Genomic DNA, 20,212 nt, shown 5'->3' on the forward strand with positions numbered 1-20,212 from the left:
GCAGGCTGCGCAGGCAGCGGACGGCTTCGAACGCCTCGGCGCGGTGACGGGTGGTGCTGGCCACCGCCAGGTTGAGCCCGCCGATCGTCACCCGGGCCGGCCGGCCCGGCGCGACGCCGGGGTAGGGCGCGAAACCGAACACCTTCTGGCTGGCGTCGTAGGCGATGCGGAATTGCTCATCGTTGGGCACGAACGCGCCGACGCCGTTGACGGTGCCGGCCAGCTCCGGATTCCGGTCGAGCGGAAGGAAGTCCACACCGCCCTTCACCGCGTTCTCCAGCATGGACGGCAGCACGAAAGGCCAGTTGACTTCGAGTGCGGCCTTACCCTGTTCGACCGCCAACCGCGCCGTGGACTCATCGGTGCGGGTGATTGACGGATCGGCGCCGGGCGCGGTGGCCACCGACTTGAGAATGCGCAGCGCGTTGACGGTGGCGGCGCGGTGGGCGGGCGTGTCGGTCAGGGTGACCTGGCGGCCGTCCTCGGAGAGCACCTGACCGCCGCCGCTCACCAGCAGCGTGTTGAACCACACCACCAGCCCTTCGGCCTCGTTGGCCTGCACCGCGATCCAGCTGGGCTGGCCCGCCGCGCGCAGCCGGGCCGCCTCGGCCACCATGTCGTTCCAATCGCTCGGTGGCCGCTTGACCAAATCCGGCCTGTACCAAAGCGATTGGGTGTTGGTAGCCATGGGTGCGGCATAGAGCCGGTGTTTCCACCGGGCCGTCGCGAGCGGCCCGGGCAGGGTATCGGCGGTCGCATCGGTATCGGCCCGCCCGGCCGGGTCGTCGGAGAGCGGCAGCGCCCAGCCCGCCTCGGCGAACTCCGCGGTCCAGATGACGTCCAGCGCCATCACGTCGAGGCTGCGGTCGCGACCGGTCAGCCGGCGGGCCAGCTGCAAGCGCTGCTCGCCGGGCGCCCGGGCCAGGCTTATCTGCGCGATGGCGAACCGGCCGCCGAGTTCTTCGGTACAGCGATGAGCCACCTCGGCGAACGTCCCGCCGTCGGTGGCCGGCGTATAGAAGCTGATCACCAGCCGATGCCCGGTGGAGCCGCAGGCCGACACCGATGCGATCGACAACGCCGCCAGCACGATTGCGCCCAATGCGCGCCCGCGACGACTCACTGAATCAGCCTCCGCGCGTCAGATAGCCAGGCGCGCCAGCAGATCCCGCGCTTTCTCTGCGTTCTGGGGATCGCAGAGCACGTCGTAGCGGCCGGCCACCAATTGCATCGTCGAGCTGAAATCCCTTGTGCCGCGGGCCATTGAATAGGGAACCGCCGAGGTGATCAACCCGAAGAACACGCCGGCGACCAAGCCGGTGGCCAGCGCGGCCCATGGATTCGGGCTGAAGAAGCCGAGGACCAACCCGATGAACAGTCCGAGCCAGGCGCCGCTGAGCACGCCGCCGCCGAGCACCTTGGGCCAGGTGAGCCGGCCGGTGACGCGCTCGACCTGCATGAGATCGACGCCGACGATGGTCACCTGCTGGACCGGGAACTGCTGGTCGGATAGGTAGTCGACGGCGCGCTGCGCCTCGGCGTAGGTGGGGTAGGACCCGACCGGCCAGCCCTTGGGGGGAGTAGGCAATCCGGGCACACCACGCCGTCCGGCGCCGGGGCCGGAGGGCGTCGCGCCGGGAACCTGCCCGGGCTGGAATGGATTAGTCATCGCCGCTCATTCTCCTCCGGCCTGGAAACGGCTGCATCCCCGACCCTCCCACCCTATCGACCGATTGTGGCCGCGCCCTCCACCAGCGTGGCGGTTAGATTGATCGGCATGACAGCTCCCGGCGGCGGCGAAGACGCCCACGACGACGCGGCGCGTCCGCCGCCGAGTGGCGAGCAACCGCCTTGGCAACCTCCCTGGGATGCGCCGGTACCGCCGCCCGCGGCCGACTACCCACTGCCCTATCCGCCGCCGAGCTACCCGCCCGGCTATCCGGGCGGCTATCCGCCCCCCGCCTACGGGCCGCAGGGGCCGCCGCAGTTTGGTCCCGCCGGCTATGGGCCGCAGCCGGAGATGCAGCCTGGGATGAACGGTCTGGCGATCGCCTCGCTGATCTCGTCGTTCACCGGCGTGTTCTGCTGCATCGGCGGGATCGTCGCCATCGTGCTGGGCGCGATCGCACTGGGCCAGATCAAGCGGACTCACCAAGACGGCTACGCGCTGGCGGTCGCCGGCATAGTGATCGGCGTCGCCACCCTGATCGTCACCTTGATCGTCGCGATCTTCGCGATGCAGCGTTAGCGGCGCGCGGGGCGCTGACACCGCGGCTGCCTTGCGGCCAGCGGCTGCCTAGGCTCTGTTGCATGGGATCGGTCAACCGGGTGTACGCCGCGCGGCTCGCGCGAATGTTGGTGCTGGGTCCACTCGGTGAGAACTTCGGGCGCGTCCGCGATGTCGTGATCAGCATCAGCATCGTGCGTCAGCAACCGCGGGTGCTGGGGCTGGTCGTCGACCTGGCCACCCGGCGCAGCATCTTCATTCCGATCCTGCGGGTCGCCGCGATCGAGCCCAACGCGGTGACCCTCAACACCGGCAACGTATCCCTGCGTCACTTCGAGCAACGGCCGGGCGAGGTCCTGGTGATAGGCCAGGTGCTCGACACCCCGGTCAAGGTCAACGACCCGGAGCTGCCGGAGCTGGCCGGCGTCGACGTCGTCGTCACCGACCTGGGAATCGAGCAGACCCGAACCCGGGACTGGATGGTGCACCGGGTGGCCGTTCGCGGCCAACGACGGCTGGGACGGCGCGGCCCCGTGCACGTCGTGGACTGGCAGAGCGTGCAGGGACTGACCCCGTCGGCACTGGCGTTGCCGGGTCAGGGGGTGGCCCAGCTGCTTGAGCAATTCGACGGGCGAAAGCCGGTCGATGTGGCCGATACGATCCGCGGGCTGCCACCCAAGCGGCGCTACGAGGTGCTGCGGGCGCTCGACGACGACCGGCTGGCCGATGTTCTGCAGGAGCTCCCCGAACTGGATCAGGCCGACGTGCTGTCGCAGCTCGGCACCGACCGATCGGCCGATGTGCTGGAGGAGATGGACCCGGACGATGCCGCCGACCTGCTCGGCGTGCTCAATCCAACCGACGCCGAGATGTTGCTGACCCGGATGGACCCCGACGAATCCGAACCGGTACGAAGGCTGCTGACGCACTCCCCCGACACCGCGGGCGGCCTGATGACCTCGGACCCCGTCGTGCTGACACCGGACACGTCGGTCGCCGAGGCACTGGCCCGCGTCCGCGATCCCGACCTCACCGCCGCGCTGTCGTCGATGGTGTTCGTGGCGCGCCCGCCGACGGCCACCCCGACCGGACGCTATCTGGGCTGCATTTCGTTGCAGCGACTGCTGCGGGAGGCGCCGGCGGAGTTGGTCGGCGGGATCGTCGACAGCGACCTGCTCACCCTGACGCCGGAAACCCCCCTGGGCGCGGTGACCCGCTACCTCGCCGCCTACAACCTGGTATGCGGACCGGTGCTCGACGACCAGAACCATCTGTTAGGCGCGGTAACCGTGGACGACCTGCTCGATCACCTGCTGCCGCACGACTGGCGCGTCGACGTGCAGCAGCTGGACACCGCCGGTCGTATCGAACAACGACTGGGAGGATCCGCGTGAGCAGATCCACGGCACCGCGAAGGCTGTACACCCCGCGGACATCGCGCAGGTATTCGCCGCGGCTGGACCCCGAGACCGTCGGCCAGATCACCGAATCCATCGCGCGGTTCTTCGGCACCGGCCGCTACCTGCTGATTCAAACCATCATCGTGATCGGGTGGATCGTGCTGAACGTATCCGCCGCCTCCCTGCGCTGGGACCCATACCCGTTCATCCTGCTTAACCTGGCTTTCTCCACCCAGGCCGCCTACGCGGCACCGCTGATTCTGCTCGCGCAGAACCGGCAGGAGAACCGCGACCGGGTGGCGCTCGAAGAGGACCGCCGTCGCGCCGCGCAAACCAAGGCCGACACCGAGTATCTGGCGCGGGAGCTGGCCGCGCTGCGCCTGGCTGTTGGCGAGGTGGTGACCCGCGAGTACCTGCGTCACGAGCTCGAGGATCTCCGCACCCTGCTAACCGATCTACAGCGGGAAACCACGGACGACGGGACCGCGCAGGCGCGCGATGACCTGGAGCGGGCCGCCAAGAAATCAAGATGAATCGCAAATCAACCATTGCGCCACTCCCGTAACGGGAGTTATGTAGGGTGACAAGTTCACGAGGCTAAGAAGAGGTTTCCGGCAGCTCACATACTCATCCGGCAGCTCACATACTTAGGACGGTCGAGTGCGCATAGGGGGACGCTGGGGTGCACGCCCGGCCGCCGCGGCGGCCGCGAATCGGGCAGCCGGCGTAACGCGGACACCGGCATTCGGAGTAGCCGTGATTACTCCGTTGGTGTTAGCCGGGGCGGTTGGCGCGGCGGCTCCGCCGTTGCACGGAAAAGGCCCAATCCCGTCCGTGCATGCCGTCGTAAGCCCGGTAGCTGCGGTTTCCCCCGCCGTGCCTGACCTGTCCGGCCCGGCCGTCATCGCGATCGAGCATGCGCCGACCGCCTTCCACGTCGCCGCGGGCGCCGCCTCGGCGCCGCCGCCGCCGAGGATCGTGAATGCGCCCGGCGCGCTGGGCATCCCGACGATCGCGCTGACGGCGTACCGCAGTGCCGAACAGAAGATGGCCGCCGAGGCCCCCGGCTGCGGCATCAGCTGGAACCTGCTGGCCGGGATCGGGCGCATCGAGTCGGGCCACGCCGGCGGCGGCGCCGTCGACGCGCGCGGTACCGCGGTCGTTCCGATATACGGACCCGCTCTTGACGGCACGCTGCCCGGCAACGAGGTCATCCTGCAGAGCAGCGTCGGCAACCGCCCGACCTACGCCCGCGCGATGGGACCGATGCAGTTCCTGCCCGGCACCTGGGCCCGCTACGCCTCGGACGGCAAGGGCGATGGCACCGCCGACCCGCAGAACCTGTTCGATGCCACGCTCGCGGCCGCCCGCTACCTGTGCAGCGGCGGGCTCAACCTGCGCGACCCGGCGCAGGTGATGTCCGCGATCCTGCGCTACAACAACTCGATGCCCTACGCCCAGAACGTGCTGGGTTGGGCGGCGGCCTACGCGACCGGCGTCGTCCCGGTCGACCTGCCGCCGATCACCGGTCCGCCGCCGCCGCTCGGCGACGCGCACGACGAGCACCCGGAAGGGCTGGGCCCCAACCTGCCGATGAACATCAACGGCCTGCCCATCGACGATCCGCTGGCGCGGATGCCGCTGATCGATTTCGGCCCGCAGCAGCCTCTCGGCCAGCCACCGATGTTCCCGTGGCAGTCGCCCAACACCGGGGCGCCGGCGCAGACACGACAGCCCGGCTGCACGCTGATCTGCATCGGCCCGCAAAGCTCGCCGCAAGCCGGACCGCAGTTCGGCCCGCCGGCTCCCCCACCGGCACCGCCACCGCCGCTAGCCCCACCGCCGCTAGCCCCACCGCCGCCCGATGCCATCCCGCCGGCCGCGCCGCCGGTGGCTGGCCCCGCCGCGGCTTCGCCGAGCGCCTCGGCGTCACCCAGGCCGGCCGGCCCGGTGTCGAACGCTGCGGGCAACCAGCCGGCAGCGGCCCCGGCGGCCTGACCCTCGGCCGACCGGCCGCCTACACTCGGCGGTGATGTCCCGTCATGACCCCGCCGGTTCGCAAGCCGACCTGAGCGCAACCATCCGCACCGCCCTGAGCAAGGTGATCGACCCCGAATTGCGGCGTCCCATCACCGAACTCGGGATGGTCAAGAGCATCGACGTCGCCCCCGACGGCGGCGTGCACGTGACGATCTACCTGACCATCGCCGGCTGCCCGAAGAAGACCGAAATCAGCGAGCGGGTAACCGAGGCCGTCGCCGACGTTCCCGGCACCGGCGCGGTGAAGGTCAGCCTGGACGTGATGAGCGACGAACAGCGCACCGAGCTGCGCAAGCAGTTGCGTGGCGATGCCCGCGAGCCCGTCATCCCGTTCGCCCAGCCGAGCTCCACGACCCGGGTCTACGCCGTCGCGTCCGGCAAGGGCGGCGTTGGCAAGTCGACCGTCACGGTGAACCTCGCCGCGGCGATGGCCGCGCGCGGCCTGGCGGTGGGCGTGCTCGACGCCGATATCCACGGCCATTCCATCCCGCGGATGATGGGCACCACCGCCCGGCCCACCCAGGTCGAGTCGATGATCCTGCCGCCGATCGCCCACGAGGTGAAGGTCATCTCGATCGCGCAGTTCACCGAGGGAAACACGCCGGTGGTCTGGCGGGGGCCAATGCTGCACCGCGCGCTGCAACAGTTTCTGGCCGACGTCTACTGGGGCGATCTGGATGTGCTGCTGCTGGACCTGCCGCCGGGCACCGGCGACATCGCCATCTCGGTGGCCCAGCTGATTCCGAACGCCGAGATTCTGGTGGTCACCACGCCCCAGCTGGCCGCGGCCGAGGTCGCCGAGCGGGCCGGCAGCATCGCGCTGCAGACCCGTCAGCGCATCGCCGGCGTCGTGGAAAACATGTCGGGCCTGATGCTGCCGGACGGCTCGACGCTGCAGGTCTTCGGCGAGGGCGGCGGCCAGCAGGTCGCCGAACGCCTGTCGCGGGCCACCGGCGCCGACGTGCCGCTGCTGGGCCAGATCCCGCTGGACCCCGCGCTGGTCGCCGCCGGTGACGCCGGGCTGCCGATCGTGCTGAGTGCGCCCGACTCGCCCGTGGGCAAGGCGCTGCGCGGTGTCGCCGACGGCTTGTCGACGCGGCGGCGCGGCCTGGCCGGAGTGTCGCTGGGCCTCGATCCGACCAAGCGCTGATTACTCAGGTCGCGTCGGTGTCGAACGGCGTGTGGCCGGGGGCCTGCGGCTGCGCCGCCGGCGACGAAGGCTCCGCCGGCTTCGCGGGGACGCCGTTGACCGGCCGGTCGAAATTGCCGGTGAGGAAAGAGTCGTCGCCGTCGAGCAGGTGTTTGGTCAGCGCGGCGCGGGGTGTCATGCCGCGTAGTCTCTGCAGCTCGCTCAGCGGGGCACGCAGATCGTCGAACTCGGGTCCGAGGTCCTGGCGCAGCTGGCTCGTCATGCCGCTGAGGTAGTCCCGGGCCTGGCGCAGCGCGTTCGACGTCCACCGGATGGCGCCCGGCAATCGCTCCGGCCCAAGGATCACCAGCCCGACCACCACGAGGACCAGGATGTGCTCCCAGCTGAGGTTCGCGAACACCTAGCCGTTATCCCCGTCCGGTTTCACGGTCAGCGTGACGTGCCGACCGTCGCGGACCACCTCGACCGGGGAGTCCTGCCCGACGTTGAGCTGCCTCACCGCGACGACGAACTCGTCGGCGTCGGCGACCTTGCGGTTGCCGACCTTGACGATCACGTCGTTCTCCAGGATCCCGCCCTTCTGCGCGGGGCTGCCCGCCTTCACGTTGGCGACCTGGGCGCCGGACGCGATCGCGTTGCTGACCGACCGGGTGCTGACCCCGAGCGTCGGATGCACGATCTTGCCGTCCTTGATCAGCGTCTGGGCGACTTCTCTGGCCTCGTCGATCGGGATCGCGAAGCCCAGCCCACTTGCGCTGTCCGACAACGACTTTCCGGCGGTGTCGATGCCGATCACCTGGGAATCCATGTCGATCAGTGGGCCGCCGGAGTTGCCGTGGTTGATCGAGGCGTCGGTCTGGATGGCGTCGATGACGGTGTCGGTGTCGGAGCCCTCCCCCGACAACGGGACGGGACGGTGCAGTGCGCTCACGATGCCGTGCGTCACGGTGCTGCGCAGCCCCAGCGGCGAACCCGCGGCAAGGACCTCGTCGCCGACGCGAACCTTGTCCGAATCGCCGAGCCGGGCCACAGTCAGGTTGTCGACGTTGTCGACCTTGAGGACGGCCAGGTCGGTCTTGGGGTCGCGCCCGACGAGGTTGGCGGGCACCTCCTTGCCGTCGTTGAACACCACCGTGGTCTTGAACTGGCTCGGGTTGTTGGCCGCCTCGGAAATCACGTGGTTGTTGGTGACGATGTAGCCACGACCGTCGATGACGACGCCGGAACCCTGCATGCCCTCCTGGTCGCTCTTCGACTCGATGGTCACCACCGAATCCGCGGTCGCGGCCGCCACCTTCGCGAATCGGCCCGCCGGTCCTTCGTTGTTGCCTGGGGTCGACAGCGTCACCTTCGAGGTGGTGAACGCCTCGACGACTTCGGCCGTCTTGCGGCCGATCACCCCGCCGATCAGCCCAATCACCAGCGCAATCAGCAGCAGCACGGCCAGCGCCAAGTAGGACACCCGGCCGCCGAACAGTACGTCGCGCACGCCCAGCTTGCCGCCGTAACCGAGCGCGGAGTGCGGTGCCGGCGGGGTGACCGCCGGGGTCCCCAGCGCCGCCGCGGCCGCGGGGTCCCGCCACGGATCGTCGAGCTCGTCCGGGCCGGCACCGTCCGTCTCGGCGGTCAGCGCACCGGCGTCGACAGGATGGCGTTGCAGCGACTCGCCGACCCCGACGGGGCGGCTGAACGCCTCCTCCAGAACGGGGTCGGCCGGTTGATCGTGCGGCGAAAACTCGGACTGTTCCCGGTACTTCTGCGGGCGCACGCGCTCCGCGACGAAGGACCCCTGCTGCCCCGCGGGGCGACCGAACGCCTGCCGCGAGGCGGGGTCGACTGGTGGCCGGGAGATGGGGCGCGGCGCGAGGCGGTTGCCGCCGTTACTGCCGCTGTCGTTGCCTTGGTCGGAGGTCACGTGATCCTCTTAAATCCTCGTCTGAGCGCTCGAAAACCGCCTAATACAGGGCCCTTTACCGGGCGAGCACCAGGCACGGCATTGTCCGTGTCCACCCTAGTATCCACGGTTTTCCGATTACGGGGACTCAAGCTAGGAGCGCTTGCGCCGGTTGCGCGCGTCGCGGTCGGCGAATCCGTCGGGCAGCCGGGAGGTGTCATCGGGCGAACTGTGCGGAATATCCGCCAGCATTCCGAGCAACCCGCTGGGGATACGGATCGGCTGCGAGTCGCGCAGTGCGGCACGCGCCCGGCTCTGATCTTCGACCTCGGCCGCGCATTGCGGGCAAAGCGAGAGGTGATGGGCGGCCCGCAGATGGGCGTTCATCCGCAGTTCGCCGTCGACGAAAGCCGCGATCGCCTCGACGGACAAATGCTCGGTCGAGCCGAACCGGCGCGGCGCGCCGACGGGCGCATCGCTTTGGGAGGCGAATTGGGCGGGGAGCCAGGAGAACGCGCGGCGGAACACATGTCCTCGCTCGGACATCACCAGCTCCTTTCGCTGCTACGTACCCCTCGAATGTAGCGCGACGAAGCGCCGAACACCCGCCTCGAGACCCCAACGCTGCACTATCGTCACCGCGCGTGAGCCGACTCGGGCACCGAATGACCCGCCGTATTACGCCGACTTGGTGTGCAGCGCACCGCCGTTTTCGTGATGCGCGGCCAGGTAGTCGCGCAGCGCCTGACGCCCGCGGTGGATGCGGCTGCGCACGGTGCCCAGCTTGACGCCCAGGGTGGCACCGATCTCCTCGTAGGACAGACCTTCGATGTCACACAGCACCACCGCGGCACGAAACTCCGGTGGCAGCGAATCCAGGGCGGCCTGCAGGTCGGGGCCGAGCCGCGAGTCGTGGTAGATCTGCTCGGGGTTCGGTTCGTCGGCGGGGACCCGGTCGTAGTCCTCGGGCAACGCTTCCATCCGGATGCGGGCGCGCCGGCGGACCATGTCGAGGAACAAGTTGGTGGTGATGCGGTGCAACCAGCCCTCGAAGGTTCCGGGCTGGTAGTTCTGCACGGACCGGAAGACGCGGATGAACGTCTCCTGCGTCAGGTCCTCGGCGTCATGCTGGTTGCCCGACAGCCGGTAGGCCAGCCGGTAGACGCGGTCGGCGTGCTGGCGCACCAGCTCGTCCCACGACGGCATGGTTGCCTTGTCCCCGGTCGCATCGAACACCGCCGTTCCCTGCAACGCGTCGGGTGTTTCCACCCACTCGTCGTCTCGGCACTCCTGCGCGTGAGACATGCTGCTCGGGCTCAAAAGCGTGGTGATGATTGGGTCCTCCGGGTTCGCCCTGGCGTCAGGGTCTGATAATTCGTCAGCGGCAACGCGAACTCGCCACTGTGTATTCCCGGTCCAGTACCCGCCGCGTTCCATAGGCAAACCGTCGCGCATCGGCGTATGCGCGACATAGGAGCACACTGAGGTTTGGCTGAGAAACCATATCGTTACCTGCGATACGCAGGGCGTATCCACCGCGCAGTGAGTTTCGTCGCGCCGCGGCATCCGGGCGTGTCGGCGTGGTCGGGCTCAGGCGCGCCTGACCTACTGCACCGCGAATCCGGCATACGCTGCCGGTCATGGACGGTACCGATAACGGCGCGGTGGCCCCCGGCCATGCGGCCCCCAGCCGAGCCGAGGCACTTTCCGCGCACGCCGAGGGGTCGATATCGGAAGACGCGATCCTGGCGGGCGCCCGCGAGCGCGCGATGGACATCGGCGCCGGGGCGGTCACGCCCGCGGTGGGTGCGCTGCTGAGCCTGCTGGCCAAGCTCAGCGGCGGCAAGGCCGTCGCCGAAGTGGGCACCGGCGCTGGGGTCAGCGGACTCTGGCTGCTGTCGGGCATGAGCGACGACGGCGTCTTGACCACGATCGACATCGAGCCCGAGTACGTTCGCCTAGCCAAGCAGGCCTTCGCCGAAGCCGGCATCGGGCCGTCGCGCACCAGGCTGATCAGCGGCCGCGCCCAAGAGGTCCTCACCCGGCTCGCCGACCAGTCGTATGACCTCGTGTTCGTCGACGCCGACCCGATCGACCAGCCCGACTACGTCATCGAGGGCGTGCGGTTGCTGCGATCCGGCGGTGTCATCGTGGTGCACCGGGCCGGGCTGGGCGGGCGCGCCGGCGATCCCGCGGCGCGCGACGCCGAGGTCGTCGCGGTCCGCGAGGCGGCCCGGTTGATCGCCGAGGACGAGCGGCTCACTCCCGCGCTGGTGCCCCTCGGCGACGGCGTGCTGGCCGCGGTCCGGGACTGACCGGCGCGCGTCGCTGATTTCTTTACGGATTCCTAACGGCGTGCCTCATTGACGTCGGACTGAACGCATGTTTAGTGTACTGAACATGCGTTCAGCCGACCTGACCGCCGCCGCCCGGATCCGCGACGCGGCGATCGAGCAGTTCGGTCAGCGCGGCTTCGACGTCGGGCTGCGGGCCATCGCCGAGGCCGCGGGGGTTAGCGCCGCGCTGGTAATCCATCACTTCGGCTCGAAGGACGGCCTGCGCAAGGCGTGCGACGACTTCATCGCCGAAGAGATCCGCGACACCAAGTCGGAGACGATCAGGTCGAACGACCCGGCCACCTGGTTCGCACGGCTCGCCGAGATCGAGGAATTCGCCCCGATGACGGCCTACCTGGTGCGCAGCATGCAGACCGGCGGCGACCTCGCGAAGGTGTTGTGGCAGAGGATGATTGAGAACGCCGAACAATACATGGAAGAGGGCGTGCGAGCCGGGACGATCAAACCCAGCCGCGATCCGAAGGCCAGGGCCAAGTATCTCGGCATCACCGGCGGCGGGGCCCTCCTGCTCTACATCCAAATGCACGACACGCCAACCGATCTGCGTGCGGTCCTCCGGGACTACGCGCGGGACATGATTCTGCCGGCCCTCGAGATCTACACCGAGGGCCTGATGGCCGACCGCACCATGTACGACGCATTTCTGGCCGCAAACGATCAAGGAGAATCACATGGCAGCTGACAACACCGCACCCATCGAAATCCGGGATCTGACAAAGAATTTCGGAGCCGTGCGAGCGCTGGACGGCCTGAACTTGACGGTGCGCGCGGGAGAGGTGCACGGGTTCCTCGGACCCAACGGCGCCGGGAAGTCCACCACCATCCGCATCCTGCTGGGCCTGGTGAAGGCCGACGGCGGAACCGTACGGCTGCTGGGCGGCGACCCGTGGACCGATGCCGTCGAGTTGCATCGCCAGATCGCCTACGTGCCGGGCGATGTCACGCTGTGGCCCTCACTGACCGGCGGCGAGACCATCGACCTGCTGGCCCGAATGCGCGGCGGCATCGATGACAAACGCCGCGACGAGCTGATCGAGCGCTTCGACCTCGACCCGCACAAGAAGGCGCGCACGTACTCGAAGGGCAACCGACAAAAGGTCTCCCTGATTTCGGCCTTCTCGTCGCGGGCCGGTCTGCTGCTTTTGGACGAACCCAGCAGCGGGCTGGACCCGTTGATGGAGAACGTATTTCAGCAGTGCGTCGCCGAGGCCCGAGACCGCGGTGTGACGGTTTTGCTGTCCAGCCACATCCTGGCCGAAACCGAGGCGCTGTGCGAACGGGTGACCATCATTCGGGCCGGCAGGACCATCGAGAGCGGTTCGCTGGACTCGATGCGTCATCTCAGCCGTACCTCGATCAAGGCCGAAATGACCGGCGATCCCGGCGATCTCACTCGGATCAAAGGTGTCGAAGACATCAGCTTCGACGGCAATACGTTGCGTGCCCAGGTCGACAGCGAAAGCCTGGGGGAACTCATCCGGGTGCTCGGCGACGCCGGCGTGCGCAGCCTCGTCAGTCAGCCACCGACCCTAGAAGAGCTCTTCCTGCGCCACTACGACACGGCCGGCGACGGTCAGCGTGAGCGCAGCGGAAGGAAGGTTTCGGCGCTATGAGCACCGCGGTTCTGGATCGGCCGCGCCCTCCGGCGCACCATGGGCCGCAACGCAGTTCGAATTTCTCCGGGACGCTTGGGATGCTGCGCCTGTATTTGCGCCGCGACCGGATCTCGTTGCCGCTGTGGGTGCTGCTGCTGTCGCTCCCCTTGGCGACGGTGTACGTCGGCAGCATCGAAAAGGTCTACCCCACCCAGGCCGGCCGCGCCGGATTTGCGGCCTCCATCATGGCCAGCCCGGCCCAGCGCGCGCTCTACGGGCAGATCTACAACGACAGCCTTGGCGCAGTTGGCATTTGGAAAGCGGGCATGTTCCATGTGCTGATCGCGGTGGCCGTCATCCTCACGGTGATCCGGCACACCCGCGCCGACGAGGAGACCGGCCGGACCGAGCTGATGGACTCGACGTCCGTCGGCCGCTACGCCAGCCTCACCGCGGCACTGATGTTGTCGTTCGGGGCCTCGATCGCGACCGGCGCGATCGGCGCGGCGGGATTGCTCAGCACCGACGTCCCGCCCGGCGGATCATTGGCTTTCGGGGCGGCGCTGGCCGGCTCCGGCGTGGTCTTCACCGCCGTCGCGGGGGTGGCCGCGCAGCTGTCGCCGAGCGCGCGATTCGCCCGCGGTGTGGCGTTCACGGCGTTGGCGGCGGCGTTCACGCTGCGCGCGATCGGCGATGCCGGCTCCGGCACGCTGTCGTGGCTCTCGCCGCTGGGCTGGTCGCTGCAGGTTCGGCCGTATGCGGGCGAGCGCTGGTGGGTGCTGTTGCTGCACCTGGCGACGGCGGCCGTGCTCACGGTGGTGGCGTATCGGCTGCTGGCGGGCCGTGACGTCGGCGCCGGGCTCGTCGCCGAACGCGCCGGCCCCGGTAGGGCCGCGCCGGTGCTGGGCAACGTCTTCGGGCTGGCGTGGCGGCTGGACCGCGGCGCCCTAGTCCTATGGACCGTGGGCCTGTGCCTGTATGGGCTGGTGATGGGCAGCGTGGTGCACGGCATCGGCGACCAACTGGGCGACAGCACCGTCGCGCGCGACATCGTCGCGCGGATGGGCGGCACCAGCGTCTTGGAGGAGGCGTTCATCGCGGTGGCGTTCGCGATGCTGGGCATGGCGGCTTCCGCCTTCGCCGTCTCGCTCACCTTGCGGCTACACCAGGAGGAATCCGCCCAGCGAGCCGAGACCACCCTGGCCGGCGCGGTCTCGCGGACCCGTTGGCTGGCCAGCCATTTGATCGCCGCGCTGGCCGGCTCCGCATTCGCGATGCTGGCCTGCGGCGTGGTGGCCGGACTCGTGTACGGCACCGCGGCCGGCGACGTCGGCGGCAAGTTGGCGACCGTCGTCGCGACCGCGGCGGTACAACTGCCCGCGGTCTGGCTGCTGTCCGCCGTGACGCTCGCATTGTTCGGCATCGCACCGCGATTCACGCCGGTGGCGTGGGGCGTGCTGGTCGGATTCGTCGCCCTGCACCTGATCGGTTCGCTGGCGGGGTTCGGGCAGTGGGTGCTCGATCTCGAACCGTTCGCCCACATTCCGCGGGTCGGCAGCGACTTCACCGCAGTGCCGCTGCTGTGGCTGCTGGCCATCGACGCGGCATTGATCATCGTGGGAGTCATCGCTTTTCGACGTCGTGATCTACGGCAGTAGGAAGGACACAATCGTGAAAATCGCTGTCAGGTTGGGGATTTCGAGCATCGTAGGGCTGGTCGTCCTGGGCCTCATCCTGTTCTATCCCGCAGGTACGTTCGACTATTGGCAGGCGTGGGTTTTCATCGCGATCTTCACGATTGCGACGCTCGTCCCGAGCGTGTATCTGGCCCGGACGAACCCGGCGGCCCTGCGGCGGCGCATGCACGGCGGTCCTCTGGCCGAAGCCAGGACGGTCCAAAAGTTCGTCATCATCCTGGCCTTTGCCGGACTCTTCGGGATGATCGCGTTTAGCGCGCTCGACCACCGGATGGGTTGGTCGTCGGTGCCCGCCGCGGTGTGCGTCCTCGGCGACGTCCTGGTGGTGACCGGCCTAACGGTCGCCATGTTCGTGGTGATTCAGAACAGTTACGCGGCCGCCACCGTGCGGGTGGAGGAGGGCCAGAAGCTGGCCTCCCGCGGCCTGTACAAGCTGGTGCGACACCCGATGTACTCCGGGAATGTGATCTTGATGGTGGGCATCCCCCTGTCGCTGGGCTCCTACTGGGGGCTGTTGGGTCTGACGGTCGGTCTGCTGGCGCTTGTCCTTCGCATCCTCGACGAGGAAAAGCTGCTCACCCAGCAATTGGCCGGATACCGCGAGTACACGCAGCGGGTGCGCTATCGGTTGATACCGAATGTGTGGTAGCGGGCCTATGGTATGGCCGTGGCCCGCAATCCGGCACCTGCACTCGACCGGCCGTGGCGGCGTTCTGGCGCCCTGCGGTACGCGCTGGGCCGGCTGCGCGGCATCGCCAGACCGCCGGTAACCGTCACCGATCCACCGCGAGACCTCGTCGTCGACACCGACGTCGAGGTGTCGACCCGTGACGGAACAGTGCTGCGGATCAACGTCTTCCGGCATTCCGACGTCACCCGCCCGGTCATCCTCAGCATCCACCCGTACGGCAAGGACAATCTGCCGAAGCGGCGGGGCAAAAAGTGGACGTTCTCCATGCAGTACCGGATGCTGCGCCAGCCGATGCCGGTGCGCTTCTCGGCCCTGACGGGCTGGGAGGCACCCGACCCGAGTTGGTGGACCGCGCAGGGCTTCACCGTCGTCAACGCCGACTCGCGCGGCTGCGGCCATTCCGACGGCACCGGAAACGTGCTCTCGCGCCGGGAAGCCGAGGACACCTACGACCTCGTGCAGTGGATCGCCGACCAGCCGTGGTGCGACGGCAACGTCGTGATGCTCGGCGTCTCCTACTTGGCCATCAGCCAGTACGCCGTCGCCGCGCTGCGGCCGCCCGCGCTGCGGGCGATCTGTCCGTGGGAAGGGTTCACAGACGCGTATCGCGACCTGGCCTACCCGGGCGGTGTGCGGGAGTGCGGCTTCACCCGGATGTGGTCGCGCAACCTGTCCCGCGATACGCGGCAGACCTATGCCCTCGTGTCGATGCAGGACGAGCATCCCCTGCGCGACGATTTCTGGCGCTCGCTGGCGCCAGACCTGTCGGCCATCACGGTTCCAATGCTGGTCTGCGGCAGCTTTTCCGACAACAACCTGCACTCGCGCGGCTCGGTCCGGGCCTTCATGCAGGCCGGCTCCGCCCACGCCCGCCTCTACACCCATCGTGGCGGCAAATGGGCGACGTTCTATTCCGAGGACGCACGGGCCGAGCAGCTGAACTTCTTCCGCGGGGTGCTGGACGGCGCGCCCGCTTCGCGCAGCGTTCGCCTCGAGGTGCGCGAGGATCGTGACACCATCGCCGCGGTGCGCGAAGAAGCCGACTGGCCGCTCGCCCGAACCCGTTGGCGGCCTTTATATCTGGGTGCTGCTGGGGCGCTGGCACCGGAGCGGCCGGCCGGGGCTGGCCGGGTCGCGTTCGAAACCCTTTCCCGCGCAGCAGCATTCAGCTACACCTTCTCCGTCCAGACCGAGCTGACCGGTCCGATGGTCGCGCGGTTGTGGGTAGAACTGGACGGCTGCGATGACGCGAACCTGTTCGTCGGCGTGGAGAAGTGGCGGGACGGGCGGTTCGTCGAATTCGAGGGGTCCTACGGCTACGGCCGTGACCGCGTCACCACGGGCTGGCAGCGCGTCGCGCTGCGGGCCCTGGACCCCGAGCTGTCTCGGCCGTGGGAGCCGGTCGCGACATGCGCGGAGCCGCAGCCGCTGTCGGCCGGCGAGGTGGTCGCCGTCGATGTCGCGCTGGGCCCGTCGGCGACGCTGTTCCGCGCGGGCGAGCAGCTGCGGCTGGTGGTCGCGGGGCGCTGGCTGTGGCCGCGCAACCCGCTGATCGGTCAGATGCCGGCGGCCTACCGGAACTCACCGCGCGGTCGGGTCACCCTGCACTGGGGGCCGAATTACGACGCGCATCTGCTGGTCCCGGAGATCCCCGGACAGTGAGCTAAACCCAGACGCCCTTGCCGACCGCGACTACGCCGCCGGCGCTGATCGCGAACCGCTCGCGGTCCTTTTCCAGGTCCACGCCGACCATCTCGCCGGGGCCGATGACGACGTTCTTGTCCAGGATCGCGTGGCGCACCACGGCACCGCGCCCGACCCGGGTGCCCGGCATGATCACGCTGCCCTCGACGATCGCGCCGTCGTCGACCACGACGTTCGACGACAACACCGAGTTGCGCACCGAGGCCGCCGAGATGATGCTGCCGGCGCCGACAACCGACTCCTGCGCCGAGCCGCCGTTGACGAACTTCGCCGGCGCCAGGTTCTCCGTCGCCCCGCGGATGGGCCAGCGCCGGTTGTACAGATTGAACACCGGGTGCACCGACACCAGGTCCATGTGCGCGTCGTAGAACGCGTCCAGCGTCCCGACGTCCCGCCAATAGGCCCGGTCCCGGTCGGTGGCCCCGGGCACCTCGTTGTCGGAGAAGTCGTACACGGCGGCTATCCCGTCGTCCACCAGCCGCGGGACGATGTCGCCACCCATGTCGTGGTCCGAGTGGTCGTCGTCGGCGTCGGCGCGAATCGCGTCGATGAGCACCTTGGTGGTGAAGATGTAATTGCCCATCGACACGAACGTCGTGTCCGGATCGTCGGGAGTTCCCGGCGGGTCCAGCGGCTTTTCCACGAAGGCGCGGATCCGGCCGGAGTCGTCGGCGTCGATGCAGCCGAACGCGGTGGCCTCGGCGCGCGGTACCCGGATGCCGGCCACGGTTGCGCCGGCGCCGCTGTCGATGTGGAACCGCACCATCTGCTCGGGATCCATCCGGTACACGTGATCGGCGCCGAAAACCACTATGTAGTCCGGGTCTTCGTCGTAGATCAGGTTGAGCGACTGATAGATCGCGTCGGCGGAGCCGGTGTACCAGCGCGGGCCCAGGCGCTGCTGCGCCGGCACGGGGGTGATGTACTCGCCGGCCAGGCCCGACAGCCGCCAGTTCTGCGATATGTGGCGGTCCAGTGAATGCGACTTGTATTGGGTGAGAACGCAGACCCTCAGATAGCGGGCGTTGACGAGATTGGAGAGTACGAAGTCGATCAGCCGGTAGGCGCCACCGAAGGGGACCGCGGGTTTGGCCCTGTCCGCGGTCAGCGGATACAGCCGCTTGCCTTCGCCGCCGGCCAGGACAACACCCAGCACGTGTGGCGCTTCCCTCATGGTTCCAAACCTAACGGCAGCCGCGCAGTGCTGCCAGGGGCAACGCCCTAGCCCTCCCGATCGGGCAGGCCCTGACGGGCTGTCCGTCAAGGTATTTGGCTCGGCTGGACGCCGCGGCGACAGATCGTCCCGCCCGACTCGCGGATGGTGCCGTCGGCGAACTACGGTGCGGAGTATGCGGGTGGCGATGATGACGCGGGAGTACCCACCGGAGGTCTACGGCGGGGCCGGCGTACACGTCACCGAGCTTGTCGCACAACTGCGCCGGCTGTGCGCGGTCGACGTGCACTGCATGGGCGCGCCGCGTCCCGATGCCCTCGCGTATCAGCCCGACCCGCGGATCCACGGCGCCAACGCCGCCCTGTCCACCCTGTCCGCCGACCTCTTGATGGCCAATGCGGCATCGGCGGCCACCGTCGTGCATTCGCACACGTGGTACACCGGCCTGGCCGGGCATCTGGCCGCGCTGCTCTACGACATCCCGCACGTGCTGACCGCGCATTCGCTCGAGCCGCTGCGGCCGTGGAAGGCCGAACAGCTCGGCGGCGGCTATCGGGTGTCGACATGGGTGGAACACACCGCGGTGCTGGCCGCCGACGCGGTGATCGCGGTCAGCTCCGGCATGCGCGAGGACGTGCTGCGGGTCTACCCGACGCTGGATCCCAGCCTGGTACATGTCATTCGGAGCGGGGTCGACACCGACGTGTGGTATCCGGCCGGGCCGGGGCGCATTGGGTCGGTGCTGGCCGACCTCGGCGTCGACCCGAGCCGCCCCAGCGTTGCGTTCGTCGGGCGGATCACCCGGCAGAAGGGCGTGTCTCACCTGCTGGCGGCCGCGCACCGCTTCAGCCCTGACGTGCAGTTGGTGCTGTGCGCCGGTGCTCCCGACACCCCGGAGATCGCCGACGAGATTCGCTCGGCCGTGGCCGCTTTGGCCCGCACTCGCACCGGGGTGTTCTGGATCCGGGAAATGCTGCCCCTCGGGCAGCTACGCGAAATACTTTCGGCGGCAACTGTTTTCGTGTGTCCGTCGGTCTACGAGCCATTGGGCATCGTGAACCTGGAGGCGATGGCCTGCGGTACCGCCGTGGTTGCCTCCGACGTCGGCGGGATACCCGAGGTGGTCGTCGACGGGGTCACCGGATCGCTGGTGCATTACGACCCCGACGACGCAGACAGTTACCAGGCCGGGTTGGCCGAAGCCGTCAATGCGTTGGTCGCCGACCCGGAACGGGCGGAGCGCTACGGCCGCGCGGGGCGCCAGCGCTGCATCGAGGAATTTTCCTGGGCCCGCGTCGCCGAGCAAACGCTGGACATCTACCGGAAGGTGGGTGCGTGACTCCGCCCGGCAGACCGTAGCGGGTCTAGCTGGTGACGCCCTTGAGTTCGTCGCCCAGAGCGGCGGCTTCGTCGGGCGTCAACTCGACGACAAGGCGGCCACCACCCTCAAGTGGTACCCGCATTACGATGCCGCGCCCCTCCTTGGTTGCTTCCAGAGGACCGTCGCCGGTCCGGGGCTTCATCGCCGCCATCGAATGCTCCCTCCAAGTTCGAGCTGACCCGCCTTCGCGGACCGGGTCGGCGCCGAGCACGCCCCGCCAGTGGATTTCCAGCCATACCCGACATTGAACTGCCAAATCACTCCCCCATTGTTCCCTATTCGGGTCGGCAGTTACACAAAGACCCGGCTCTCGCGCCTCACTCGACTTGCGCGGGCACCCAGCAAGCACGGATATGGTCGTCCACCATGCCGGTCGCCTGCATCAGCGCATAGGCGGTGGTCGGCCCGACGAAGCGGAACCCGCGGCGTTTGAGCTCGCGCGCCATGGCCTTCGATTCGTCGCTGGCCGAGGGGATTTCAGATGCGTCGGCGGGCCGGGGTCGCCGCGGCGGCGCGAACGACCAGAGCAGCTCGGAAAGGTCGTCGGGAGAGCCGAGCTCGGCCGCGGCACGGGCGTTGGCGATCGTCGCGTCGATCTTGGCGCGGTTTCGGACGATCCCGGCGTCGGCCATCAGCCGCTCCACGTCGGCGTCGGTGTAGCGGGCGACCTTCTCGACGTCGAACCCGGAGAAGGCGCGCCGAAAATTGTCCCGTTTGCGCAGGATGATCAGCCACGACAGGCCGCTCTGGAAGGCTTCCAGGCTCATCCGTTCGAACAACGCCACCCCGTCGCGGGTTGGGCGGCCCCATTCCTGGTCGTGGTAGTCGCGGTACAGCTCGAAGTCGGCTCCGGGTCGAAGGTCCGCCCAGCCGCAGCGAACCAGATCCTGATCACTCAAGTC

General features: G+C 68.7%; 20 protein-coding genes and 1 pseudogene. 12 read left to right on the plus strand and 9 right to left on the minus strand.

Annotation, left to right across the window (positions count from 1 at the left end; all coding sequences use genetic code 11):
• Both A5736_RS08420 and A5736_RS08425 read right to left on the minus strand, forming a co-directional pair.
• Window positions 1-1,123: extracellular solute-binding protein (locus tag A5736_RS08420; RefSeq protein WP_076245615.1), on the minus strand; the 1,123-nt coding region annotated here is incomplete at its 3' end.
• Window positions 1,124-1,141: 18 nt separating this feature from the next.
• Window positions 1,142-1,669 carry a general stress protein gene (locus A5736_RS08425; protein ID WP_076123735.1) on the minus strand — a complete coding sequence of 176 codons (528 nt, stop codon included), beginning with the start codon at window positions 1,667-1,669 and terminating at the stop codon, window positions 1,142-1,144.
• A 108-nt stretch (window positions 1,670-1,777) separates the two neighbouring features.
• On the opposite strand from A5736_RS08425, the gene A5736_RS08430 reads away from it, so the two are divergent.
• The 5 genes from A5736_RS08430 to A5736_RS08450 all read left to right on the plus strand — a co-directional run bounded on the left by A5736_RS08430 (window position 1,778) and on the right by A5736_RS08450 (window position 6,817).
• Window positions 1,778-2,248, plus strand: a complete 471-nt coding sequence (locus A5736_RS08430; RefSeq protein ID WP_076245580.1) for a DUF4190 domain-containing protein — start codon at window positions 1,778-1,780, stop codon at window positions 2,246-2,248.
• A gap of 62 nt (window positions 2,249-2,310) precedes the next feature.
• On the plus strand, window positions 2,311-3,621 hold the full coding sequence (locus A5736_RS08435) for a magnesium transporter MgtE N-terminal domain-containing protein (RefSeq protein ID WP_076064019.1): 1,311 nt from the start codon (window positions 2,311-2,313) through the stop codon (window positions 3,619-3,621).
• On the plus strand, window positions 3,618-4,160 hold the full coding sequence (locus A5736_RS08440; protein ID WP_076123732.1) for a DUF1003 domain-containing protein: 543 nt from the start codon (window positions 3,618-3,620) through the stop codon (window positions 4,158-4,160). The genes A5736_RS08435 and A5736_RS08440 overlap by 4 nt, the downstream gene beginning before the upstream one ends.
• Before the next feature lie 127 nt (window positions 4,161-4,287).
• Window positions 4,288-5,625 (plus strand): lytic transglycosylase domain-containing protein, encoded by a 1,338-nt coding sequence (locus tag A5736_RS08445; protein WP_083667264.1) that lies wholly within the window; start codon window positions 4,288-4,290, stop codon window positions 5,623-5,625.
• A 34-nt stretch (window positions 5,626-5,659) separates the two neighbouring features.
• A complete protein-coding gene (locus tag A5736_RS08450) occupies window positions 5,660-6,817 on the plus strand; it encodes an Mrp/NBP35 family ATP-binding protein (protein WP_139333204.1) in 1,158 nt (385 codons plus the stop codon).
• 4 nt (window positions 6,818-6,821) lie between these two features.
• Here A5736_RS08450 and tatB read toward each other — a convergent pair whose 3' ends face one another.
• The 4 genes and pseudogenes from tatB to sigE all read right to left on the minus strand — a co-directional run.
• On the minus strand, window positions 6,822-7,217 hold the full coding sequence (gene tatB / locus A5736_RS08455) for a Sec-independent protein translocase protein TatB (RefSeq protein WP_076245584.1): 396 nt from the start codon (window positions 7,215-7,217) through the stop codon (window positions 6,822-6,824).
• The gene (locus A5736_RS08460) at window positions 7,218-8,732 is read right to left on the minus strand and encodes a S1C family serine protease (protein ID WP_076123729.1); all 1,515 of its coding nucleotides are present in this window, start codon (window positions 8,730-8,732) and stop codon (window positions 7,218-7,220) included.
• 132 nt (window positions 8,733-8,864) lie between these two features.
• On the minus strand, window positions 8,865-9,257 hold the full coding sequence (rseA, locus tag A5736_RS08465; protein ID WP_076123728.1) for an anti-sigma E factor RseA: 393 nt from the start codon (window positions 9,255-9,257) through the stop codon (window positions 8,865-8,867).
• Between the two features lie 127 nt (window positions 9,258-9,384).
• A pseudogene (sigE, locus tag A5736_RS08470) lies at window positions 9,385-10,148 on the minus strand (RNA polymerase sigma factor SigE); the annotation flags it as partial.
• Between the two features lie 203 nt (window positions 10,149-10,351).
• Between sigE and A5736_RS08475 the strand changes: the two are divergent.
• The 6 genes from A5736_RS08475 to A5736_RS08500 all read left to right on the plus strand — a co-directional run bounded on the left by A5736_RS08475 (window position 10,352) and on the right by A5736_RS08500 (window position 16,713).
• On the plus strand, window positions 10,352-11,026 hold the full coding sequence (locus A5736_RS08475; protein WP_076245585.1) for an O-methyltransferase: 675 nt from the start codon (window positions 10,352-10,354) through the stop codon (window positions 11,024-11,026).
• Between the two features lie 85 nt (window positions 11,027-11,111).
• Window positions 11,112-11,750 (plus strand): TetR/AcrR family transcriptional regulator, encoded by a 639-nt coding sequence (locus A5736_RS08480; RefSeq protein WP_076245587.1) that lies wholly within the window; start codon window positions 11,112-11,114, stop codon window positions 11,748-11,750.
• Window positions 11,740-12,681 (plus strand): ABC transporter ATP-binding protein, encoded by a 942-nt coding sequence (locus A5736_RS08485; protein ID WP_076245588.1) that lies wholly within the window; start codon window positions 11,740-11,742, stop codon window positions 12,679-12,681. The genes A5736_RS08480 and A5736_RS08485 overlap by 11 nt, the downstream gene beginning before the upstream one ends.
• Entirely contained in the window at window positions 12,678-14,321 is a 1,644-nt protein-coding gene (locus A5736_RS08490; protein WP_139333205.1) for an ABC transporter permease, read from the plus strand. Before A5736_RS08485 ends, A5736_RS08490 begins: the two co-directional genes overlap by 4 nt.
• A gap of 13 nt (window positions 14,322-14,334) precedes the next feature.
• A complete protein-coding gene (locus A5736_RS08495) occupies window positions 14,335-15,009 on the plus strand; it encodes an isoprenylcysteine carboxylmethyltransferase family protein (RefSeq protein WP_076245618.1) in 675 nt (224 codons plus the stop codon).
• Between the two features lie 18 nt (window positions 15,010-15,027).
• Window positions 15,028-16,713, plus strand: coding sequence for a CocE/NonD family hydrolase (locus tag A5736_RS08500; RefSeq protein WP_139333206.1), 1,686 nt, complete (start codon window positions 15,028-15,030; stop codon window positions 16,711-16,713).
• 1 nt (window position 16,714) lies between these two features.
• Here the strand turns inward: A5736_RS08500 and glgC are convergent, their stop codons facing one another.
• A complete protein-coding gene (gene glgC, locus A5736_RS08505) occupies window positions 16,715-17,929 on the minus strand; it encodes a glucose-1-phosphate adenylyltransferase (protein ID WP_076064043.1) in 1,215 nt (404 codons plus the stop codon).
• A gap of 175 nt (window positions 17,930-18,104) precedes the next feature.
• On the opposite strand from glgC, the gene glgA reads away from it, so the two are divergent.
• A complete protein-coding gene (glgA, locus tag A5736_RS08510; protein WP_076123722.1) occupies window positions 18,105-19,268 on the plus strand; it encodes a glycogen synthase in 1,164 nt (387 codons plus the stop codon).
• A gap of 25 nt (window positions 19,269-19,293) precedes the next feature.
• On the opposite strand, the gene A5736_RS08515 is transcribed toward glgA, so the two are convergent.
• Both A5736_RS08515 and A5736_RS08520 read right to left on the minus strand, forming a co-directional pair.
• Window positions 19,294-19,461 (minus strand): DUF3117 domain-containing protein, encoded by a 168-nt coding sequence (locus tag A5736_RS08515; protein WP_003406247.1) that lies wholly within the window; start codon window positions 19,459-19,461, stop codon window positions 19,294-19,296.
• A gap of 166 nt (window positions 19,462-19,627) precedes the next feature.
• Window positions 19,628-20,209 (minus strand): DNA-3-methyladenine glycosylase I, encoded by a 582-nt coding sequence (locus tag A5736_RS08520; RefSeq protein WP_076245619.1) that lies wholly within the window; start codon window positions 20,207-20,209, stop codon window positions 19,628-19,630.
• Window positions 20,210-20,212 lie beyond the last annotated feature (3 nt).

This window comes from Mycobacterium sp. SP-6446 (assembly GCF_001954045.1).
GTDB lineage: Bacteria > Actinomycetota > Actinomycetes > Mycobacteriales > Mycobacteriaceae > Mycobacterium.